21 protein-coding genes are annotated in these 20,063 nt (G+C 72.9%); 12 read left to right on the top strand and 9 right to left on the bottom strand.

The window, feature by feature from the left end:
- Positions 1–25: 25 nt before the first annotated feature.
- Positions 26–322 carry an efflux RND transporter permease subunit gene (locus QSK30_RS04320; protein ID WP_285499907.1) on the bottom strand — a complete coding sequence of 99 codons (297 nt, stop codon included), beginning with the start codon at positions 320–322 and terminating at the stop codon, positions 26–28.
- 36 nt (positions 323–358) lie between these two features.
- Here QSK30_RS04320 and QSK30_RS04315 point away from each other — a divergent pair, with 36 nt between their 5' ends.
- Entirely contained in the window at positions 359–505 is a 147-nt protein-coding gene (locus QSK30_RS04315; protein ID WP_285499916.1) for a hypothetical protein, read from the top strand.
- A gap of 379 nt (positions 506–884) precedes the next feature.
- Here QSK30_RS04315 and QSK30_RS04310 read toward each other — a convergent pair whose 3' ends face one another.
- Positions 885–1,376 carry a DinB family protein gene (locus tag QSK30_RS04310; protein ID WP_285499728.1) on the bottom strand — a complete coding sequence of 164 codons (492 nt, stop codon included), beginning with the start codon at positions 1,374–1,376 and terminating at the stop codon, positions 885–887.
- A 128-nt stretch (positions 1,377–1,504) separates the two neighbouring features.
- On the opposite strand from QSK30_RS04310, the gene QSK30_RS04305 reads away from it, so the two are divergent.
- Positions 1,505–1,933 (top strand): pyridoxamine 5'-phosphate oxidase family protein, encoded by a 429-nt coding sequence (locus QSK30_RS04305; protein WP_285499726.1) that lies wholly within the window; start codon positions 1,505–1,507, stop codon positions 1,931–1,933.
- Between the two features lie 22 nt (positions 1,934–1,955).
- Here the strand turns inward: QSK30_RS04305 and QSK30_RS04300 are convergent, their stop codons facing one another.
- The gene (locus tag QSK30_RS04300; RefSeq protein WP_285499723.1) at positions 1,956–2,660 is read right to left on the bottom strand and encodes a TetR/AcrR family transcriptional regulator C-terminal domain-containing protein; all 705 of its coding nucleotides are present in this window, start codon (positions 2,658–2,660) and stop codon (positions 1,956–1,958) included.
- Between the two features lie 56 nt (positions 2,661–2,716).
- On the opposite strand from QSK30_RS04300, the gene QSK30_RS04295 reads away from it, so the two are divergent.
- Entirely contained in the window at positions 2,717–4,303 is a 1,587-nt protein-coding gene (locus QSK30_RS04295; protein ID WP_285499721.1) for an FAD-dependent monooxygenase, read from the top strand.
- A 33-nt stretch (positions 4,304–4,336) separates the two neighbouring features.
- Here QSK30_RS04295 and QSK30_RS04290 read toward each other — a convergent pair whose 3' ends face one another.
- Positions 4,337–5,764, bottom strand: coding sequence for an MFS transporter (locus QSK30_RS04290; RefSeq protein ID WP_285499719.1), 1,428 nt, complete (start codon positions 5,762–5,764; stop codon positions 4,337–4,339).
- Positions 5,765–6,001: 237 nt separating this feature from the next.
- On the opposite strand from QSK30_RS04290, the gene QSK30_RS04285 reads away from it, so the two are divergent.
- A complete protein-coding gene (locus QSK30_RS04285; RefSeq protein WP_285499717.1) occupies positions 6,002–6,643 on the top strand; it encodes a transglycosylase family protein in 642 nt (213 codons plus the stop codon).
- Here the strand turns inward: QSK30_RS04285 and QSK30_RS04280 are convergent.
- Complete coding sequence (locus QSK30_RS04280) at positions 6,573–7,340, bottom strand: methyltransferase domain-containing protein (RefSeq protein WP_285499716.1); 768 nt, start codon at positions 7,338–7,340, stop codon at positions 6,573–6,575. The genes QSK30_RS04285 and QSK30_RS04280 overlap by 71 nt on opposite strands.
- A gap of 88 nt (positions 7,341–7,428) precedes the next feature.
- The gene (locus tag QSK30_RS04275; RefSeq protein ID WP_502871786.1) at positions 7,429–8,238 is read right to left on the bottom strand and encodes a glycerophosphodiester phosphodiesterase family protein; all 810 of its coding nucleotides are present in this window, start codon (positions 8,236–8,238) and stop codon (positions 7,429–7,431) included.
- Positions 8,239–8,304: 66 nt separating this feature from the next.
- Here QSK30_RS04275 and QSK30_RS04270 point away from each other — a divergent pair, with 66 nt between their 5' ends.
- The 6 genes from QSK30_RS04270 (at position 8,305) to QSK30_RS04245 (ending at position 13,600) form a co-directional block, all read left to right on the top strand.
- A complete protein-coding gene (locus QSK30_RS04270) occupies positions 8,305–8,667 on the top strand; it encodes a hypothetical protein (protein WP_285499715.1) in 363 nt (120 codons plus the stop codon).
- A gap of 61 nt (positions 8,668–8,728) precedes the next feature.
- Positions 8,729–10,450, top strand: coding sequence for a putative bifunctional diguanylate cyclase/phosphodiesterase (locus tag QSK30_RS04265; protein ID WP_285499714.1), 1,722 nt, complete (start codon positions 8,729–8,731; stop codon positions 10,448–10,450).
- Positions 10,451–10,496: 46 nt separating this feature from the next.
- Positions 10,497–11,090 (top strand): NIPSNAP family protein, encoded by a 594-nt coding sequence (locus tag QSK30_RS04260; protein ID WP_285499713.1) that lies wholly within the window; start codon positions 10,497–10,499, stop codon positions 11,088–11,090.
- A 102-nt stretch (positions 11,091–11,192) separates the two neighbouring features.
- Positions 11,193–11,561 carry a YciI family protein gene (locus QSK30_RS04255; RefSeq protein ID WP_285499712.1) on the top strand — a complete coding sequence of 123 codons (369 nt, stop codon included), beginning with the start codon at positions 11,193–11,195 and terminating at the stop codon, positions 11,559–11,561.
- Positions 11,558–12,781, top strand: a complete 1,224-nt coding sequence (locus QSK30_RS04250) for an RNA polymerase sigma factor (RefSeq protein ID WP_285499710.1) — start codon at positions 11,558–11,560, stop codon at positions 12,779–12,781. Before QSK30_RS04255 ends, QSK30_RS04250 begins: the two co-directional genes overlap by 4 nt.
- 84 nt (positions 12,782–12,865) lie before the next feature.
- Positions 12,866–13,600, top strand: a complete 735-nt coding sequence (locus QSK30_RS04245) for an RICIN domain-containing protein (protein ID WP_285499708.1) — start codon at positions 12,866–12,868, stop codon at positions 13,598–13,600.
- A gap of 97 nt (positions 13,601–13,697) precedes the next feature.
- Here QSK30_RS04245 and QSK30_RS04240 read toward each other — a convergent pair whose 3' ends face one another.
- The 3 genes from QSK30_RS04240 to QSK30_RS04230 form a co-directional block, all read right to left on the bottom strand.
- Positions 13,698–14,270: a dihydrofolate reductase family protein gene (locus QSK30_RS04240; protein ID WP_285499707.1), complete on the bottom strand. Its 573-nt coding sequence runs from the start codon at positions 14,268–14,270 to the stop codon at positions 13,698–13,700.
- A 59-nt stretch (positions 14,271–14,329) separates the two neighbouring features.
- Positions 14,330–15,289, bottom strand: a complete 960-nt coding sequence (locus QSK30_RS04235; protein WP_285499705.1) for an RNA polymerase subunit sigma-70 — start codon at positions 15,287–15,289, stop codon at positions 14,330–14,332.
- A gap of 73 nt (positions 15,290–15,362) precedes the next feature.
- Positions 15,363–16,532: a response regulator receiver protein gene (locus tag QSK30_RS04230; RefSeq protein ID WP_285499703.1), complete on the bottom strand. Its 1,170-nt coding sequence runs from the start codon at positions 16,530–16,532 to the stop codon at positions 15,363–15,365.
- 457 nt (positions 16,533–16,989) lie between these two features.
- Here QSK30_RS04230 and rox point away from each other — a divergent pair, with 457 nt between their 5' ends.
- Both rox and QSK30_RS04220 read left to right on the top strand, forming a co-directional pair.
- Positions 16,990–18,417 carry a rifampin monooxygenase gene (gene rox, locus QSK30_RS04225; RefSeq protein ID WP_285499701.1) on the top strand — a complete coding sequence of 476 codons (1,428 nt, stop codon included), beginning with the start codon at positions 16,990–16,992 and terminating at the stop codon, positions 18,415–18,417.
- Positions 18,418–18,737: 320 nt separating this feature from the next.
- On the top strand, positions 18,738–20,063 hold the full coding sequence (locus QSK30_RS04220; RefSeq protein WP_285499699.1) for a DUF4190 domain-containing protein: 1,326 nt from the start codon (positions 18,738–18,740) through the stop codon (positions 20,061–20,063).

The following is a 20,063-nucleotide window of genomic DNA, read 5'->3' as shown; positions in this document are numbered from 1 at the left end:
GGGCCGCCCGGGTCGGCTCGGCTGGTCACCCGTCCACCGGCGCCGGTTCCCGTCGGCCCTTGCCGAAGCGCAGGTACAGCGAGGGGACCACGAACAGGTTGAGCAGCGTCGAGGTGACCAGGCCCGCCAGCACCACGATCGCGAGCGGGTACTCGATCTCGTGACCCGGCCGGTCACCGAGCGCGACCAGCGGCACCACCGCCAGCGCGGTGGCCAACGAGGTCATCAGGATCGGCAAGAGCCGTTCTCGGGCCACGCGCAGCACCATGTCCGGCCGAACGGTTCGCCCCTCGTTCCCCTCCAGATGCTGGCGATGGTTGATCAGCAGGATCCCGTTGCGCGCGGCGATGCTGAACAGGTGAAGAAGTCCACCAGCGCCCCCAGCGACACCACACCCCGTCGTCGGTCCGCACGGGCCCGCAGGCTGGCCGAGGCCGAGGGCGGACGGCTGTGCCCGATGCGCACGGACCCAACCCGGCTCACCCTGCTGCTGCCCGCACGCTGACGTGGTGGCCGGGCCCACCGGGGGCCGGTTGACCATCGCTAAGGCCAAGGACCGCCCAACGACCGCCTGCGCCGCCCGATACCGGCACGAGACTCGACGCCCTTGTCGCGGACCTGCCAGTGGCGGCGACCAGCTCGACGGCCACCGGTTGGGCAGCCACCGCCGCGATCTGGTCCCGGGTGGTGGCACTGCTCGGCTGGTTGGCGGCCACCGACGGCCGCGGGCGCGCCGTGATGGTGGTTGGCGTTCTCGCGATCATGCTCGCACTCGTGGTGGGCATTGTGGTCGACGGTGAGCACCAGGGAGCCATCCCAGTCACTGAGCCCGCCTGGACACCAATCGGATCACATCAAGTCGACCGGTGCGGTCGTGGCCGTGGTCAGCTCAGTTGGCGGGTGATGTCGAGGTGGTGGTGGCGAGCCTCGTGCAGGGTGTGCAGCGCGACCCAGCCCAAGGTGCGTTCGGTGGGTTCCGGGTACGGGTACCGGACGATCAGTGCCAGGTCCTCGCTCGGGGTACGTGCCAGGACGTTGCTGAACATTTCGGCGGCGTCCAGCAGTTGCCGGGCGACCGCGGCCGGTGCCTGGTCGGCGTAGCCGTCGTGGTCGACGCGTTCGTCGCGGCCCATGGGTGTCCAGTCGCGCATGTCGCGGCGGCGGATGGCCAGGAAGCGTTCGCGCAGGACGAGGAAGACGTCGCGCAGGTGGCAGGCGTACTCGAGGGGGGACCACACCTCGGGTGTGCGGCGGGGGTGCAGGTCATCGCCGGTCAGGAGGGCGGCGGTCGATGTCGCGGACTCCCGGATGCGGGTGCCCACCTCGGGGATGTCGGCGGGGTCGTAGGCGAATCCGCATTCGGCGCACTTGTCCACCACGCCATCGTATCCACGGCTGTGTCCACGGCGTCGAGTCGCGTCGGCGACCGCCGGGGAAGCTTGTCGGGGCTGATCGTGTTCACTCGATGTCGTAGGTGACCGGACAACCCACCCGAAAGGCCGTGATGAGCACCGACGCCGGCTCCCTGACCGCCGAGGACCTGGAGTTCCTCCGCCGTCCCCTGCACGGGCTGCTGTCCGTGGCCGCGGGTCCGATCCCGGCGCAGCCCCGACCGGTCTGGTTCGAGGCCACCGACGAGGGCGCGGTCCAGCTGTTCACCGGCCCGGGCACGCTCAAGGTGCGCAGGCTGCGTCGCGATCCCCGGGCCTCGATCGTGGTCGCGGCCCCGGTCGGTGAACGCGAGCGCTGGGTGTCGGTCGCGGGCACCGTCACGGTCGAACCCGACGGGGCCCACGACCTCGCCTCCCGCCTGGCGGCCCGCTACTGGGACCTCGACGACCCCACCCGCGCGGCCGACCTCGCCGCGATCCTGGCCGAGGACCAGGTCCGCCTGGTCCTGCGCCCGGAGACCGTGCACCGCTACGCCTACTGACCGCCCAGCGCCTACTGACCGATCAGCGACCCAGCCTGGCCGCGAGCCCGTCGAGCAGGCAGTCCAGGCCGAAGGCGAACTCGACGTCGGGGTCGGGTTCCTCGGCCTCATGGACGCGGCGGGCGAGCATCGGGTGCTCGCCCGCCGCGAGGACCCCGCTGATGTAGGGGCCGACGCTGTGCTGCCACTGCTCCTCGGTCAGGCCGGTGCGCTGCTCCGCGAGCCGGAGGGCCTGCTGGGCGGCGACCGAGCCCAGCACGTAGGCGCGCACGGCGCCGAGCGCCTGCGAGGCCAGGGTGATGTCGGGCGTGAGCGCGACGGCGGCGCGCAGCGCGGACTCCGACCGCCGCAGGGAGTGGGGGCCGAGCGCAGGCCGGCCCGCGAGTTCGCCCGCCAACCAGGGGTGCCGCAGCAGCGTCGCGCGCAGTGCGTGCGCGACCGCGCCCAGATCGGCGCGCCAGTCCCCGGTGGACTCCGGCGGCGGGTCCTCGCCCTGGGCGGCGTCGACCATTAGGTCCACCAGCTCGTCGCGGTTGGTGATGTACCGGTAGAGCGAGGCGGTCCCGGAACCGAGGTCGCCCGCGACCCTGCGCATCGACACCGCCGCCAAGCCCTCCGCGTCCGCGACGGCCAGTGCGGCGGCCACGTACTGGTCCACCCCGGGAGCGCGCCTGCGCGGTTCGGGGCGCGGCCTGGTCCACACCGACGAGGGAGCGGGTTCGGTCATCGGGGCAGGTCCTTTCCTCGTTGACCGGCATCCTACCTTCTGGCTACGGTGTATCCATGACGGACACGGTGTACCCAGAAGTGCCGGTGCTGGTGGTCGGCGGCGGCAGCGTCGGGCTGCTCACCGCGGCCCTGCTCGCCCACCACGGCGTCCCCGCGGTGCTGGTCGAACGCCGGTCCGGCCCCTCGGTCCACCCGCGCGCCACCGGCATCGGGGCGCGCACCGTCGAGGTCCTGCGCGAACTCGGGCTCGACTCCGCCGTGGACGCCGCCGCGGTCGACCTGCGGGGCGCCGCGGGCAAGGCGGTGGCGCGGACGGTCGTCGAGATGGGCGCGGGCGATGTCGTGGCCGTGCCCATGCCGACCCCGTCCGCCGACGAGCTGGACGTGACGCCGTTCCGGCTGCGCGGGGTCTGCGCCCAGGACCGTCTCGACGCCGTGGTGGCCGCCGACCTGGCGCGCCGCGGCGCGGACCTGCGCTGGTCGACCCGCCTGGTCGGCGTCGCGCAGGACACCGACGGCGTGGACGTCGAGCTGGAGGGACCCGATGGCCGCTACGCGTTGCGGTGCGCGCGCGTGGTCGCCGCCGACGGCACGCACAGCGCCGTGCGGACCGCCCTCGGCGTGGGCACCTCCGGTCCGGGCGACCTCGGCAAGTCGATGATCAACATCTTGTTCCGCGCGGACCTGCGCCCCCACCTGCGGGGGATGTCCTTCGCCACCTGCACCATCACCACACCGGCGGCACCGGGTCTGCTGGCCACCGTGGACGGGGCGACGAACTGGGTCTTCCACGTGGCCTGCGACCTCGACGCGGGCGAACGCCCCGAGGACTTCACGCCGGAGCGCTGCGCCGCGGTCGTGCGGACCGCGGTCGGCGATCCCGACCTCGACGTCGAGGTGCGCAGCGTGCTCCCGTGGCGGCCCCGCAGCGCCCTGGCCGACCGCTTCACCGTCGGGCGCGTGTTCCTCGTCGGCGACGCCGCGCACACGGTGTCGCCGCTGGGCGCCTTCGGCCTCAACACCGGTGTCGCCGACGCGCACAACCTGGCGTGGAAGCTGGCCGCCGTGCACCACGGCGAGGCGGGCCCCGGCCTGCTCGACACCTACGCGCAGGAGCGTGAACCGGTGGCCGCGGCGACGCTGGACCAGGCGATGCGCCGACTCGGCGACCCGGCGTTGCATTGGGGGCGTGGACCCGAGGCCGATGCCGCCAGGGTGGCGGCGGGGGTGTGGGCGGCACCGGTGGTGCACCTGGGCCAGCGGTACGACTCGGCCGCCGTCGTCGACCCGCGGCCGGAACTGCCGTCCACGCTGGACCTGGCGGCGGTGCTGGACGGTTCCCCGGGCTCACGGGTCCCCCACGCGTGGGTCGACGGGGTCTCGACCCTCGACCTGGTCGCGTCCCGGTGGACCCTGCTGGTGGGCGCGCAGGGCGACCGCTGGCTCACCGCCGCCGCGGAGGTCGGCCTGCCGGCGCACCAGGTTCACGCGCCGTGGCTGTCCGACGACGGGGCCGTGCTCGTGCGACCAGACGCGATCGTCGCGATGCGGGTCACGGCGCCGGTCCCAGACCCGGCGCGGTTCCTCACCGGGGTCCTGGACCAGGTGTTGGCCAGGCCGATCCCGGTGCCGAGCGGCTGACCGGGGAGCACCCGGCGGCGGGGGCCTGCGGCGCTAGAGGACCGCCGGTTCCGGGTTGCCCGCGGCGGCGATGGCGCGCCGCACCGGGACGAAGTACATCAGCACCAAGCCCACGAAGAAGAAGACCACCAGGGCCAGGATGGCGTACCGGTAGGAGCCGGTGGTGCTGGCTGCCACGGCGAAGACCAGCGGGCCCAGCCACGAGGTGGCCCGCTCGCCCATCTCGTAGACCGAGAAGTACTGGGCCTCCTTGCCCGCGGGCACCATCTGGCTGAACAGCGAGCGAGACAGGGCGTTGGTGCCGCCCAGGACCAGGCCGATGCCGCCGGCGAGCAGGTAGAACTGCAGGGCCTGCCCGGCCTGGACGAAGTAGGCCGCGCCGATGACCAGCACCCACACCACCAGGCTGATCATGATGGTCTTCTTGGCGCCGATCCGGCGGGCGAGCAGCCCGTGCAGCACGCCGCCGAGGAAGGCCACGAACTGCACGATCAGGATCGTGGTGATCAGCACGTCGGCCTCGAACTTGAGCTCCTCGCGGCCGTACTGGGCCGAGACGTTGGCGACGGTGGCGATGCCGTCGGTGTAGATCAGGTAGGTGCCCAGGAAGGCCAGGGTCAGCGGGAACGCGCGCGCCTCGCGCAGCGTGGTGCGCAGCTCGCGGAACCCGGCGGTGACCAGCGAGCCCTGGGTGGCGGTGCCCTGCGGGCGCTCGTGGTGCCCGCGCAGCCTGCGCAGCGGGATCAGGGTGAACAGCGCCCACCAGATGCCCGAGAGGATGAACGCGATCTGCGCGGCGTTGCCGGAGGTGATGCCGATCTTCTCCCGGAACAGGTAGATGACCAGCTGGATGGCCAGGGCCAGGCCGCTGCCCAGGTACCCGAAGGCCCACCCGCGCGAGGAGAGCCCGTCGCGCTCGTCGGCGGTGGCGATCTCGGGCAGGAACGAGTAGTAGATCACCACCGAGGTGCCGTAGCCGATGTTGCCGAGGATGAACAACCCCACCCCCAAGCCCCAGTTCGAGCCGCTGACCAGCGACATCGCGATGGTGGCCAGCGACCCGCCGAAGGCGAAGAAGGCCAGCATCGGCTTCTTGTTCGACGAGCGGTCGGCGAAGGCGCCCATCAGCGGCACGACCAGGACCTGCACCACGGTGGCGATGGAGAGCAGGTAGCCCCACAGCGACCCGGCCGGGAAGTGCAGCCCGAGCAGGCTGATGTCGCAGTCGCGCAGCTTGTCGGTGTTGCCCGCGGCGTCGGCCGGGCACGGGTTGGGGCCGTTGAGCGCCTTGTCCGCCATCGCGGCGTTGGCCGCCACCTCGGTCAGGTAGAGCGACCCGAACACGGTGATCACCGAGGTGGGGAACACCGAGTTGGCCCAGTCGTACCAGCACCACCCGCGCTGTTCGCGCTTGCGCGCCGCGGCGTCCGCGGCCGGGGTGCTGTCGTCCACGATGCTCAAGGCCGCCTCCGCGGGGTCGCTGATCTGGGCGGGAGAGTACTGCCGCGGCCACCACGTCCGGGTGGCCGAAGCGCGGCCGAGGCCAAAGTGTCACCCGCTGGTCGCCTGGTCCCACGATCGTGTGGTCCACCCGGCCGCACGCGCGTGTCCGACGATCACCCGCGCCGGGGATGTGTGAGGCTGCTGGGTTCCCTGGTGCGCTTGTGGTCTGTCCGGTGTGGACCTACCGTCGGAGTCATGGCTGGTAGGCGGAGTGTGCGGGCACTGGTCTCGATCGCCGTTGCGGTCGTGGTCGCGGCGCTGTCGGCGGGCTCGGCGGCGGCCGACCCGCCACCGGGGGACTGGTCGAGGCTGCGGATGTGCGAGTCCTCCGGCCGCTACGGCACCGCCACCGGCAACGGCTACTACGGCGCCTACCAGTTCGACCTGCCCACCTGGCGCAGCGTCGGCGGCACCGGCAGCCCGCACCTGGCCACCCCCGCCGAGCAGGACTACCGCGCGCTCTACCTCTACCGAATGCGCGGCTGGCAGCCCTGGGAGTGCGCGGGCAAGCTCGGTCTGCGCGCCGACGCCGACGCCCGCTCCCGCCGCGTGCCCACCTACGCCGAGTCCGCGCCGATCGGCGGCTCCCCGACCCCGAGGGCGATGCCCGCGTGGCCGGGCAAGGTCTACGCCTACGGTGACTGCGACCCCGCGCTGCGCGCCTGGCAGCTGCGCATGAACGCGCACGGCTACGCCTTCCAGGGCACCGGCTGCTACTACGCCGAGACCCGCCGCGCCGTGCTCGACCTGCAGCGCGCCAACGGCATCAACGACTCCGGCCTGCTCGGGCCCAAGACCTGGCGGGCCGCTTGGCAGGGGCGGGCACCTCGGCGGTAGCCGCGCGGGTCGCCGACCCGATGCCCACCAGCGTCGAGACCGCGAAACCGCCCTCGGCCGCGACGACCTCGCGCACCTTGCGCTCCACCACCGAGGCCAGCAGGTCCCAGGTGACCCCCGCCTCGGCCGGGCGCTGGGCGCGCACGAACGCCAGCACCTCGGCCAGGTCCAGCACGCTCGTGCCGCGCAGCGGGGTGACCTCCACGGTCTCGAAGTGCCGCGCCAGCCACGCCTGGGCGTGGTCGAGGGGGAAGCTTTCGTCGGCGGCCAGGAACGGCGGCGGCGGGACCACCCCGCAGTCGCGGGCCGCGGTCGCCCACAGCCCCCGCAGTTCACGCCGGTCGCCCAGCGCGTTGGCCGAGAGGACCACCCGCCCGCCCGGCGCCAGCACCCGGGCGATCCCGGCGAACGCGGCGTCGACGTCGGCCACCTCGTGCAACCGGTGCAGCACCACCACCGCGGCCGCCGCCCCGTCGCGCACCGGCAACGCCGACACCCCGGCCACCACGTCCACGTGGTCGGCGCCCGCGGCACCGACCGAGACGACCCGCGCGCCCGCCGCCCGCCACCGCCGCAGCAGCCCCGGACCGGCGCCGACGGCCACCACGAGCCCCTCGGGCACGCCCAACTCCCGCTCGACCGCGCCCGCCAAGTCGACCGGCGCGCGGTCGAGCGGGTCAACCCGTGTCTCGGTCACCGCGCCAGGATGCCTGGTCCGCACCCGTCAGCGGGAGGTGTAGGTGCCGATTGATACCCGCGGTGCGCCCTAGTCCCAGCGAGCGGGCTCAGCCGCGCCGCCACAGGCCGCGTTCGACGAACACGTCCTTGAGCACCTGCGGGCGGTCGGTCATCAGCCCGTCGACGCCCAGGTCCAGCAGCTCGCGCATCTGGGCGGGCTCGTCGATGGTCCACACGTGCACCTCCGCGCCGCGCCGCCGGGCCGAGGCGATCAGCGCCGCGTCGACCACGCGCAGCGGCCCGTGCCGCACCGGCACCTGCGCCACCAGCGGCCGCGGCCCGGGTTTGGCGAAGGCCCCCGGGAGCCGCCGGGCGGCCCAGAAGCCCACCATCGCCCGCATCCCCATCGAGGTCAGCACCCCGGGCCCGGCGAGCTTGCGGATCCGCGCCAGCCGCGCCTCGGAGAACGAGGCCAGGCACACCCGGTCGGCCGCGCCGGTGCGGCGCAGCACCTCCAGCACCGGGGCGATCGCGGCCTCGGCCTTGACGTCGATGTTGACCCGCGCCTCGGGCAGCTCCTCGAGCAGGTCCTCGAGCCTGCTGATCGGCTCCCGCCCGCCGATCCTGGCGCGCGACACCGTGCTCCAGGGCAGCCGACCGACCTCGCCCACACCGTCGCTGGTGCGCTCCAGGGTGGCGTCGTGCTGCACGACGACCACACCGTCGCTGGTCGCGTGGACGTCGGTCTCCAGGTACCGGTAGCCCTCCTCGACCGCGCGGCGGAACGCCGCGAGGGAGTTCTCCATACCGGCGAGGTCGCCGTCGTGCCACCCGCGGTGCACGAACGCGCGCGGGTGGTCGCCCTCGAAGAACCCGTGCCGGGCCGGGGCTCGCTGGGCCGGGGTGTCAGCTGCCACCCGTCGAGTGTGCCCCAGCGGCGTGGCGCTGTGGTGCACGCAGGGTGTCTGGCTACCGTCCCGGCCATGTCAGCGGATACCCGACCGGACGAACCGGTCCGGCGGCGTGAGCAGTCCCGACCCTGCGGCTGGTGCGGCGCCCAGCTGCCCGCCGAGGACCGCGCGGGCAGGCGCCGCCGCTACTGCGCCCAGGCGTGCAGGCAGCGCGCCTACGAGCGGCGGGCCGCGGTGCAGCGCGGCGGGCTGCCCGAGGACGCCGTGGTGCTCTCCACCGCCGAGCTGGCCGACCTGCAGGACCGGCTGTTCCAGCTGCGCTGCGCCGCCGAGGACGTGGCCACCGCCGCCCGCGACGGCGCCACCCGCGCCGAACTGGGTGAATTGGCCGAACGGGTCCACTTGAGCGCCAAAGGGCTCGAGCGACTGCGCTGAACATCACCGGTCCACTACGCTTCGTGCTCATGTCCCCACGAGAACGGGTGAGGGAGGTCGGGTGACGGAGCAGCGGACGGCCCCGGCGGAGGTACTCGCGGCCACCGACACGGCCTACGCGCTCACCGACCACCGCGGCCACGTCGAATGGGTCAACCCGGCGATGACGGTGCTGCTGGGCCTGACCGAGGAGCAGAGCGTCGGCCGGTCGCTGCCCGCGCTGCTGGCGGGCGCCCCGGACGGGCCGCGCGGCACCGACGTGGTGGTCTCGATCCCGCTGCCCGACGGCGCGGGCCACCGCTGGCTGGAGATCCGCTGCACCCAGGCCGCCCGGCAGCGGCTGCTCTACCGCGTCGCCGACGTCTCCCGCTGGCGCGCCCGCGAGCTCGACGCCGCAGGCATCGCCGAGCACCAGGACGAACTGCTGCGCATGGTCGACGAGGACCCGCTGACCGGCCTGCCCAACCGCCGCGCGCTGACCAGGGAGCTGGAGCGCCAGCTCGCCCTGGGCGCGCGCGGGGCGTTCCTGCTGCTCGACCTCGACCACTTCAAGGACATCAACGACCTGCACGGCCACCCCACCGGCGACCGCGTGATGTGCGCGCTGGCCTCGCTGCTGCGCGACCGCGTCGGCCACGGCGTCCAGGGCCAGGTCCTCGGCAGGCTCTCCGGCGACGAGTTCGCCGCGGTGCTGGCCGACACCGACGAGCGCGAGGCCGTCGCGGTGGCCGACCGGCTGCGCAACGCGATCGCCGCGATCCCGATGAGCGGGGTCGCCGGTGCCAGCCGGATCACCGTCAGCGTCGGCATCGCCACCTTCGACTCCGCGGTGGGCTGGCAGGAGGTGCTGGCCAACGCCGACATGGCGCTCTACGCCTCCAAGGCCGCGGGCCGCAACCGGGTCACCGTCTACGAGCAGGGCCACTACCAGGACACCGCGCTGCGGGTCACCGTCATCGAGCGGGTCCGGGCCGCGCTCAAGCACGGCGGGTTCGTGCTCAACGCGATGCCGATGGTCAAGCTGGGCAGCGGCCGGGTCATCGGCCACGAGCTGCTGCTGCGCCTGGAGGACGGCCGCGAGCCGCGGCTGGGCCCGGGGGAGTTCCTGCTCGCCGCCGAGCGCAGCGACCTGGTCTTCGAGATCGACCGCTGGGTCGCCGACAAGGCCATCCAGGCCCTGGTCGAGCACCCGTACCCGGGGCTGCGGTTCAACGTCAACGTCTCCGGCCGCACCCTGGAGGACGAGGACTTCGGCGGGTTCGTGCTCGACCGGCTCACCGCCGCCGGGGTCGCCCCCGGGCGGCTGGGCTTCGAGATCACCGAGACCGCCGCGGTCACCAACCTCGACGCCGCCCGCAGCCTGGCCCAGCAGCTGCGCGCCAGCGGCTGCCGGATCACCCTGGACGACTTCGGCTCCGGGTTCGGCTCGTTCGTCCACCTCAAGCGGCTGCCGATCACCGGCCTGAAGATCGACGGCGAGTTCATCCACGGCATCGACTACGGCAGCCGCGACACCGTGCTGGTCCAGGGCATCGTCGACATCGCCCGCGGCCTGGGCCTGTCGGTGGTGGCCGAGTGGGTCGAGCGCGCCACCCAGGTCGAGGCCCTCTCCCGGCTGGGCGTGCGGGTCGCGCAGGGCTTCCACCTCGGCGAGCCCGAACCGCTGGCCGACCTGCTCGCCCGCCCGCACGGGGTGTGGATGCGCAAGCCCACCCTGATGCCCGACATCGAGCCCGGCTCGGTCGACGCCACCCTGACAGCACCTGTCAGGGACCGCACCTAGGTTGCCCCCGCGCGCCGCCGCCCGGGCGCCGCGCGAGAGGAGAGCCATGACCGTGCTGGAGCTGCGCCGCTACACCCTGCACCCTGGTGGGCGCGAGGTGCTGATCGAGCTGTTCGAGCGCGAGTTCGTCGACGCCCAACTCGCCTGCGGGATCACCCTGCCCGGCCTGTTCCGGGTGCCCGCCGCGCCGGAGGTGTTCCTGTGGCTGCGCGGGTTCGACGACCTCGACGCCCGCACCGCCGCCCTCGAGGCGTTCTACGGCGGCCCGGTGTGGCGCGCGCACCGCGACGCCGCGAACGCCACCATGATCGACTCAGACGACGTGCTGCTGCTGCGCCCGGTCCGCGGCCGGTTCCCCGCCGCCCGCCCGACACCGGGCCCGCTGCGGGTCGGCGTGCACCACTTCGGCGGCCCGGTCACCGACGACCTCGCCCGGCTGAGCACCGAGCCCCTGGTCCTGGCCACCCACCCCGGCCCCAACGGCTTCCCCGCGCTGCCCGTGCGCGAGGGCGAGCACGTCGTGGTCACCGTCTCGTTCGACCTGGTCCCGCCCGCCGCGCCCGCGGCCTGGGCGGCCCGCGCGACGCGCGAGCCCGAGCAGCTGATCGTGGAGCCCACCACCCGCTCGGCGCTGCGCTGAAAGTCGTGCTGAGATTTCGCGGTACGTGTGTAGAGGACCCGCCGCCCGCTCCGTCTTCCCGGTGAGAGCGCCCGACGGGCGCGTGGACCACCTGGAGCACAAATGAAGTACCTCCTCATCATGCAGGTCAACAACGCAGTCCTGGAGGCGCTCACCGAGTCCGAGCGCGAGGCGGTCATGGCGGGCCACGGCGAGTTCATGGAGACCATCCAGGAGTCCGGCGAGATGATCGGCACGCAGGCCCTGGGCGACCAGGCCACCAGCGTCACCGTCACCAGCCGCGGCGGGACCCCGGTGGTCACCGACGGGCCGTTCGTCGAGGCCAAGGAGTACATGGGCGGCTACTACCTGGTCGACTGCGAGAGCAAGGAGCGCGCCGTCGAGCTCGCCGGGCTCATCCCGGACAGCCGGATCGAGGGCCTGGCCGTCGAGGTGCGGCCGGTGATGTTCTCCGCCGGGTCGGACATGTGAGCACACCGCCCGTCGAGGACCTGCTGCGCGCCGCCGCGCCCCGGGTCCTCGGCGTGCTCGTGCGCCACCACGGCCACTTCCCCGCGTGCGAGGACGCCGTCCAGGAGGCACTGCTCGCCGCGGCCACCCACTGGCCGCGCGACGGCGTCCCCGACGACCCGACCGCGTGGCTGGTCACCGTCGCGGGCCGCAAGCTCACCGACCACTGGCGCAGCGAGAACGCCCGACGCAGGCGCGAGGACACCGTCGCCGCCGCCACCCCGCGCGACGCGCACCTGGCCGCCGGACCGGGGGAGGACCACCCCGGCGACACCGACGACACCCTGACCCTGCTGTTCCTGTGCTGCCACCCCGACCTGCCCGCCACCGCGCAGATCGCGCTCACCCTGCGCGCGGTCGGCGGCCTGACCACCGCGCAGATCGCCGCGGCGTTCCTGGTCCCCGAGGCCACCATGGCGCAGCGGATCAGCCGCGCCAAGCAGCGGCTGCGCGGCGCGACGTTCGCCCTGTCCACCGACCCCGACCGGCTCGCCGCGGTGCTGCGCGTGCTCTACCTGATCTTCAACGAGGGCCACACCGCGACCTCCGGCCCGGACCTGAGCCGCCCCGACCTCACCGCCGAGGCCATCCGCCTCACCCGCGCCGTGCACCGGAGGCGCCCCGACGACGGCGAGGTCACCGGCCTGCTCGCCCTGATGCTGCTCACCGACGCCCGCCGCGCCACCCGCGCCACCGCCGACGGCGCCCTGGTGCCGCTGGCCGAACAGGACCGCGCCCACTGGGACCACGACGCGATCGCCGAGGGCGTGAAACTGGTCGAGGACACCCTGTCGCGGGCGCCGCTGGGGCAGTACCAACTCCAGTCGGCCATCGCCGCGATCCACGCCGAGGCACCGAGCACCGAGGACACCGACTGGGCGCAGATCCTCGTCCTCTACGACATCCTGGCCCGCGTCGCCCCCAACCCGGTGGTCTCGCTCAACCGCGCCGTCGCCGTGGCCAAGGTCCACGGCCCACGCGCGGGCCTGGCGCTGCTCGACGAACTCGCGGGCGACAAACGGCTCGGCGCCCACCACCGCCTGCAGTCCGTGCGCGCCCACCTGCTGGAACTGGCCGACGACCCCGCCGCCGCCCGCACCGCCTACCGGCTCGCCGCGCGCCGCACCCTGAGCCTGCCCGAACGCCGATATCTGGAGGCCCGCGCCGACCGCCTCCGGTGAGACGTTCGAGGAAGATCGGAACGGAACTCCTCCGCTCGGCGGTGAACGTCGAACGGCGGCTTGACGTGATCCACCGAACGCCCCATGCTCGAATCGATCTTCGTGCGCGAGGTGGCAGCCGTCCCACCAGGTCGGATGTCCTCTGTCGGAGGAAAACGATCTCAATCAGGTGGGCCGCTGCGCTACCGCCTCGATCACGGCTCTTGGACAACGCTCCTGGAATCCCATTTTTCGCAAGTAGAGGAATGTGAGAGGAGAGGTATTATCGTGCGCGTCATTTCCAAGAGGACGTTGGCGCTGTTCGGGGCGCTGGCACTGGTACTGGCACCTTCCTGTCCCGCAAACGCCACAGAAACCACGCCGCAGGCGCAGTCCACTTCTTCGGGTAGCATCAACCTTATCAGGAGTGAGACCAGCTCGAATCCGAAGTGTGTGGGCTTGGCCAACAACGGCAGCACGGCGAACGGGACCGAACTGGTCCTGTGGGACTGCCATTTTGGTCGGGACCAGTACTGGTACGGCGGCGCCAACGGCTCTCTCGGCAGTTTTGCTTCCGGTTACCCGAACGGCAAGTGCATCGGGTTGGCCGACAACGGCAGCACGGCCAATGGAACACGTCTGGTCCTGTGGGACTGCCACTACGGACTGGATCAACGGTGGTCATTCCAATGGGATTGGCCAACCGGATACTACGCTTTCAAGAACACGCCGTCCAACAAGTGTGTCGGGCTGGCCGACAACGGCAGCACGGCCAACGGAACACGTCTGGTCATCTGGGACTGCCATCATGGTCTCGACCAGCAGTGGTCGTTTTCCTGACCTCCTCTGAAGCCGATCGCGTGCGGGGTATCGCTGCCCACCAGAAGTGGGCGGCGATACCCCGCGCGCTCGTTCGAATAGATCGAACCCAAGCCGGTCAGGGGCGCCCGTAGGTGAGCAGCACGTTGTCCGAGCCCGCGAACGTGCGGGTGCCCAACAACCGCAGGTCGCCCCGCACCAGCCCGGGGATACCGTCGCCGAGCACGACCGGGCCGACCATCGCGTGCACCTCGTCCACCAGGCCCCCGCGCGCGAGGTCGTGCCAGAGCGTGGGGCTGGCGAAGACCAGGATGTCGCGACCCGGGCCCAGTTTCAGGGCCGCCACCCGGGCGTGCGCCTGCTCGCGGCTGACCACCTCGGTGGTGTCCCGCCAGGCGCCGCCGTCGGCCGGGGTGAGCGTGTCGGAGACGACGACCTTGGCGATGGCGCCGTTGAGCCGCGAGATCTCCCGGTTGTCGGCCGAGGAGTTCTCGTCCTCGGCGATGGCGGGCCAGTAGCCGCTGAACATGCGGTAGCTGGTCGCGCCCAGCAGCAGCGTGTCGGCCGCGCGCAGCCGCTCGGCGTTGTGCGCGTCGAACGCGTGGTCCATGGGCAGCGCCATGACGTCGCCGCCAGGGCCGGCGCAGTAGCCGTCGAGCGAGACGATGGTGCTGACGATGAGCTTGCGCATCTGGAGTGCCTCCCGTTGTCGGTGCCTTCACCCGGGTAGAGACAGCGGGTACGGCGAACTCATCGGTCCCCTGCGAAGAATCTGTGCAGCGCCGGGTCGAGGAACGCGGTGATCTCGGAGATCCGACCCGACCGCAGGGTCAGCACGTTGACGCCGCTGAGGGCGAACCCGCCCTCGCGGCCCTGCAGGCAGACGAGCCCGGGTTGGCCGTTCACCCTGGTCGGGGTGAGTCGCCACGGGGTCTCGAAGACGCGGTCGGCGAAGAACGCGAGCACGGCGTCGCGGCCGTCGAACCAGGCGGGCAACGGCGGCATGGTGAACCGGGCGTCCTCGGTGAGCAGCTCCCTGAGCCCGTCGACGTCCGCCCGCTCCCAGGCGGCGACGAGCTTGTCCACCAGCACACCGCTGTCGGTCGCGGCCAACTCGTCGCGCTGGGCGGTCTCCGGGAGGCGGTCGTCGACGGTCTTGCGGGCGCGCTGCAGGGCACTGTTCACCGAGGGCACCGACGTGTCGAGGATGGCGGCGACCTCCGCGGCGGAGAATTGCAGCACCTCCCGCAGGATGAGCACCGCACGCTGTGTGCCGGGCAAGTGCTGCAACGCCGCGACGAACGCCAACTCCACGCTCTCCCGACGCAGGTAGCGCTCGGCGGGGTCGTCGTCGAACCAAGGTTCGAGCCAGACCGGCCCGGTGACGAGTTCCCCCAGGTCCGCGGTGTCGGTGCGGGCAGGACCGTAGTCGGGGGAGAGGACCCGCGGAGGTCTCCGCGAGGCCACACGAAGACACACGTTGGTCGCCACCCGGTAGAGCCAGGTGCGCGTGGAGCTACGCCCGGCGAACCCACCCAGCCCCCGCCACGCCGCGAGCAACGCCTCCTGGACTGCGTCCTCGGCGTCCTGCACGGACCCGAGCATGCGGTAGCAGTGCGCGTGCAGCTCCCGCCGGTGTCCCGACACCAAGCGCTCGAAGGCCCCGTGGTCCCCACGCCGCGCCGCCGCGACCAGCTCCGCCTCGTCCACCCCGGCATCCTGACAGCCACCGGCGACCACCCGCCGACACGGGTGCTCGGCCACATCGCGCCCGCAGGCGCGATCAGGTGTCGAGCAAGATCGCCAACACGCCCGCCCGCACGCCGTCGGCACTGGCGGCGGCGTTGGTGTCGTCGTTGGCGTTGCCGCCGGTGGTCGGGGCGAGCAGTGCGGTGCGCACCGCGCGCAGGCGGGCGCGTTCGCCGTCGAGCTCGGCACCGCGCAGGTCGAGCTGCCCGCGCACCGCGTCGAGCTCGGTCTGCCGCAGGTCGTGCTCGCGCTGGAGGGCGGCGAGTGCGGCGCGGGCGTCGTCGAGATCGCGGTGGAGGGCGTCCTTGGCCCGCCGGGTCTCGTCGAGGTCGGTGGCGGCGCGGTCACGGGTGTCGTCGAGGCGGACCTGGGCGGCGTCGAGCAGGGCGGTCAGGCGGACGCGCTCGGCGTCGGCGGTGGTCCGGATCTGGTCGAGCTCGGCCCGCGTGCGACGCTCGGCTTCGGTCGAGGTGGCCAGCGCGGTGGTCGCGGCGTCCCGTTCGGCGGTGAGTACCGAGACCCGCTCGGTCACCCCCGCGAGTTCGGACCGTGTCGCGGTCTCCTGGTCCCGCGCGGCCTGCGCCTCGGCCCGGGCCGCGAGCGCGTGCTCCCGCTCCACCGCGGCGGTCGCCTCCGCGACGGACTGGGCCCGCTCGGCAGCCGACCGCTCACTCTCGGCGTCGCGGGCCGCGGTGACAGCCGCGTCATGCTCGCGCTGCCACCGCACTGCCCGCGCCGTCGCCGCCTCGGTCTCGGCGCGGGCCTGCTCCGCCTCGGCCCCGGCCCGAGCGGCGGCGTCTTCCGCCAGGTCCCGCAGTCCCTTCGCCTCCCGCGCCGCCGCCTCGGCCTCGGCCACCCGGCCGTCGGCGGCCGCCAGTTCCGCCGCCGCCAACGCCCGGACCTCGCCCAGCGCGGCCAGCACTTCCCGAAGCGGCCCCGCGAGGCCCTCGGCCGTGCCCTCCAGGCCCCGTGCCACGGCGACGAGTGCCCCGGGAACAGCGGTCGCGTCTCCGACGACCTGGCGCAGCGCGTCCTCGGCACCCGCGAGCTGCTTGCAGGTGCGGCCGCCCGGCCAGGTCCGGTCGGGGCAGAACTCGACCGGCCGCCCACCCCGCGGTCCCGGCGGCGGCAGCGCCGCCCGACACCGGCTGAACCCGCACAAACCCTGCGTCTTGGCCCCGTTTTCCAGGCCTTCCATGCTCATGTGGATAGGTTATCAAAACTAAAACTGGGGTTCATGGTTACATAACCAAAATCCAGTTAGCTACAGAACGGACCTTTTGTAGCCAAGTGAATCTGCGCGCCCCGGCGGCCCGGGGCGGGGCTTGGCGGGACCGCTTGAAGGGGGTCCAAGAAGTGGGGAGAGGGCAGACCGCCGCTGAAGGCGAGCACGGTGACTTGAGCGGAGTTGATCCGTCCGCAGCGGACCGCGACAACACAGCGGACCGGGGGAGGGGCAGCCGAGGGGGACAGGCTGGGAAAACACGAAGGGCAAGGAGGTAGATCTCTCCTTGCCCTGCCCAATTTATAGCGCACCGGGGGACTTGCGGCAAGGCCGGGGGAGTGCCGCAGAATCTCCCGCCGAAGCCAGAACCTGCGGGAACAGCCGTTCGCGCGGACGCTGGCTGGGAACGCACCACAGGGTGAATCGGGGGTTTTTCGTGATCGACGTGATCATCGCGGGCGGTGGGCCGACCGGCGTGCTGCTGGCCTGCGAGTTGCGGCTGCACGGCGTGGACGTGCTCGTGCTGGAACGCGAGCTGGAGCCGACCAAGCAGGTCCGGTCCCTGGGCCTGCACGTGCGCAGCATCGAGGTGATGGCCCAGCGCGGGCTGCTGGAGCGGTTCCTCGCGACCGGCAAGCAGTACAAGGTCGGCGGCTACTTCGCGGGCATCCTCAAGGAGTGGCCCGAGCGGCTCGACACCGCCCACGGCTACGTCCTGGGCATCCCGCAGCCCGCCACCGAGCGCCTGCTGGCCGAGCGCGCCGCCGAACTCGCCGTCGAGGTCCGCCGCGGCCACGAGCTGGTCGGGCTGGACCAGGACGCCGACGGGGTCACCGTCGAACTGGCCGACGGCACGCGGCTGCGCTCCCGCTACCTCGTCGGCTGCGACGGCGGCCGCAGCACCGTCCGCAAACTCCTCGGCGTCGCCTTCCCCGGCGAGGCCGCCAAGGTCGAGACACTGCTGGGCGAGATGGAGGCGACCGCGCCCGCGGCGGACATAGCCGCCGTGGTGACCAAGATCCGCGAGACCCACAAGGGGTTCGGCGTCGGGCCCTCCGGCGAGGGCCTCTACCGGGTGGTCGTGCCCGCCGAGGGCGTGGCCGAGGACCGCTCGACCCCGCCGACCCTCGAGGAGGTCCAGCAGCGGCTGCGGGTGTTCGCGGGCACGGACTTCGGTGTGCACTCCCCGCGCTGGCTCTCCCGCTTCAGCGACGCGACCCGACTGGCCGAGCGCTACCGCGTCGACCGGGTCCTGCTGGCCGGCGACGCCGCGCACGTCCACCCACCCCTGGGCGGACAGGGCCTCAACCTCGGTATCCAGGACGCGTTCAACCTCGGCTGGAAACTGGCCGCCCAGGTCAACGGCTGGGCACCGGCGGACCTGCTGGACACCTACCACGCCGAACGGCACCCCGTGGCCGCGGACGTGCTGGACACCATCCGCGCCCAAGCCGCCCTCATGTCCACCGAACCCGGCGCCCGGGCCCTGCACCGGCTGCTGTCGGAACTGATGGACTTCGAGGAGGTCAACCGGCACATCGTCGAGAAGATCGTCGGGATCACCATCCGCTACGACCTCGGCGACGGGCACCCCCTGCTCGGCAAGCGACTGCGCGACATCGAACTCAAGCAGGGCCGCCTCTACGACCTCACGCACGCGGGCCGCGGACTGCTGCTCGACCAGACCGGCGCCCTCTCGGTGGCCGGCTGGGCGGACCGGGTCGACCACGTCGTCGACGTCAGCGAGGAACTCGACGCGCCCGCGGTGCTGCTGCGCCCGGACGGTTACGTGGCCTGGGTCGGGGCGGACCAAGAGGGGCTGCTGGGCGTGCTGCCCCGATGGTTCGGCGCCGCCGAGCGCTGAGCACTGTCGTACCGAGGTGGCCGGGCTCGGTCGGACCTGCCGTCCGGCCGAGCCCGACCACCTCAGCGCACACGGGAGACCCATCACCGGACACGGACAGCACGATCACGCTCCGCGCGGACCGCACACGCGAAACTCTTTCGGGAGCGGTGGTTCGTCCGACCGGGTGGTCGAGAACCGATCCCGGATCACGCCGCCGCGGACCTGCTTACCTGTGCCGGCCAGGAGTTCCGCGACACCCGGTGTCCCGACCGGCCACGTCCGCCCTGGGGCAGCGGCGCGCCAACCAAGGGGCCGGGGGGCCCGCGGAAGGGGAACTCGTGAGCGGGAACGTCCACAACCAGGCCACCGGTGGCCACAACGTCCTCCAGGTCGGCGGGTCCATCCACTCGGGCGTGCACCTCTACCAGGGCCACCTCGACCGCCGGACCACCCGGATGGCCATCGCGGCGCTCATCCTGGGCCTGTGCGGGTTCGTCCCGGTGCTCATCCCGATCGCGATCGTGTTCGCGGTGATCGTGCTCCGGCAGATCTCGAAACTGGGCGGCGACCCCGGAGCCGGCCCGACCGCGCTGGGCGAGGTGCGCCAACCCGGACCCGACCCGAGCGCCGCGGGCCCGTACCCCCCGAGCGGGGACCCCGGTGCGGTGCAGGCCGCGGCCCCGATCGGCGAACCGCCCACCACACCGGTGCACGACCCGGCGGGCACCGCACAGGTCACCCACCCCGGAGCCCAGGCCGCCCCGCCGCAGCACGGCGTCCCGGCTCACGACCCCGCCGCGGCGACGCAGGCCGCCTACTCGCCACCACCCCAGGCCGCCCCACACCTGCCGACCACCGACCCGGGCATCACGCACGCCGCGTACGCGCCGCCCACCGCCCCGGTCACCCCGCACGTGCCCACCATCGACCCGGTGTCCAACTCCACCTGGACGATCGGCCACCCCGCGGCCGCCCACGCCACACCCGCCCTCTCCAGCTCCACACCCGCCCTGTCCAGCACAGCCGCCACCGGGTCGGCGGCGACCAGCGCCGGGGCAGGCGCGACCACCACGGGATCGGCGTTCGCCGGCCACGCCGCCACCGGGTCCGCGGCCGCGGCGGTCAAGGTCGGCGGCGCGGTCGCGATGTCCAAGGCCCTGGCCGTGTTCATGGCCGTCGCGGGCCTGGTCTTCTCCGGGGTCTGGGGCAGCGCCTGGGCCGTCGCCGTGGTCTACCTCGTCGACGAGGCCAACGCCGCCGACTGCGAACACCCACCCAGCGGCCAAGCCACCGCCTGCACCCTCAAACCCGGCGACTGCTTCATCCGGCCCTCGTTCTCCGCCCCGATCCCCAACGTCGACCTCACCTCCTGCGGCAGCAGGCACGACGCCCAGGCCATCGGCGCCTACACCGGCGGCACCGGCCCCTGGCCCGGCATGACCACCCTCACCGCCGACTCCGAGACCAAGTGCCTCCCGATCGCCCAGCGCAACGTCGACGTCGCCGCCCTCTCCGAGACCGACCAACTCGGCTTCCTCGCCCCCGACCAGGCCTCCTGGGACGCCGGCTACCGCAACGTGATCTGCATCGTCTTCACCGACACCGCGAGCTGGACCAGCTCGGTCCTGGCCGCGGGCGCGGACCTGTCCATCCCCACCGGCTGA

Origin of the sequence: Actinokineospora sp. NBRC 105648 (assembly GCF_030269645.1) — a bacterium.
Classification (GTDB): Bacteria; Actinomycetota; Actinomycetes; order Mycobacteriales; family Pseudonocardiaceae; genus Actinokineospora.
The sequence above is the reverse complement of the archived record's forward strand: the minus strand, read 5'-3'. Positions and strand labels throughout refer to the sequence as shown.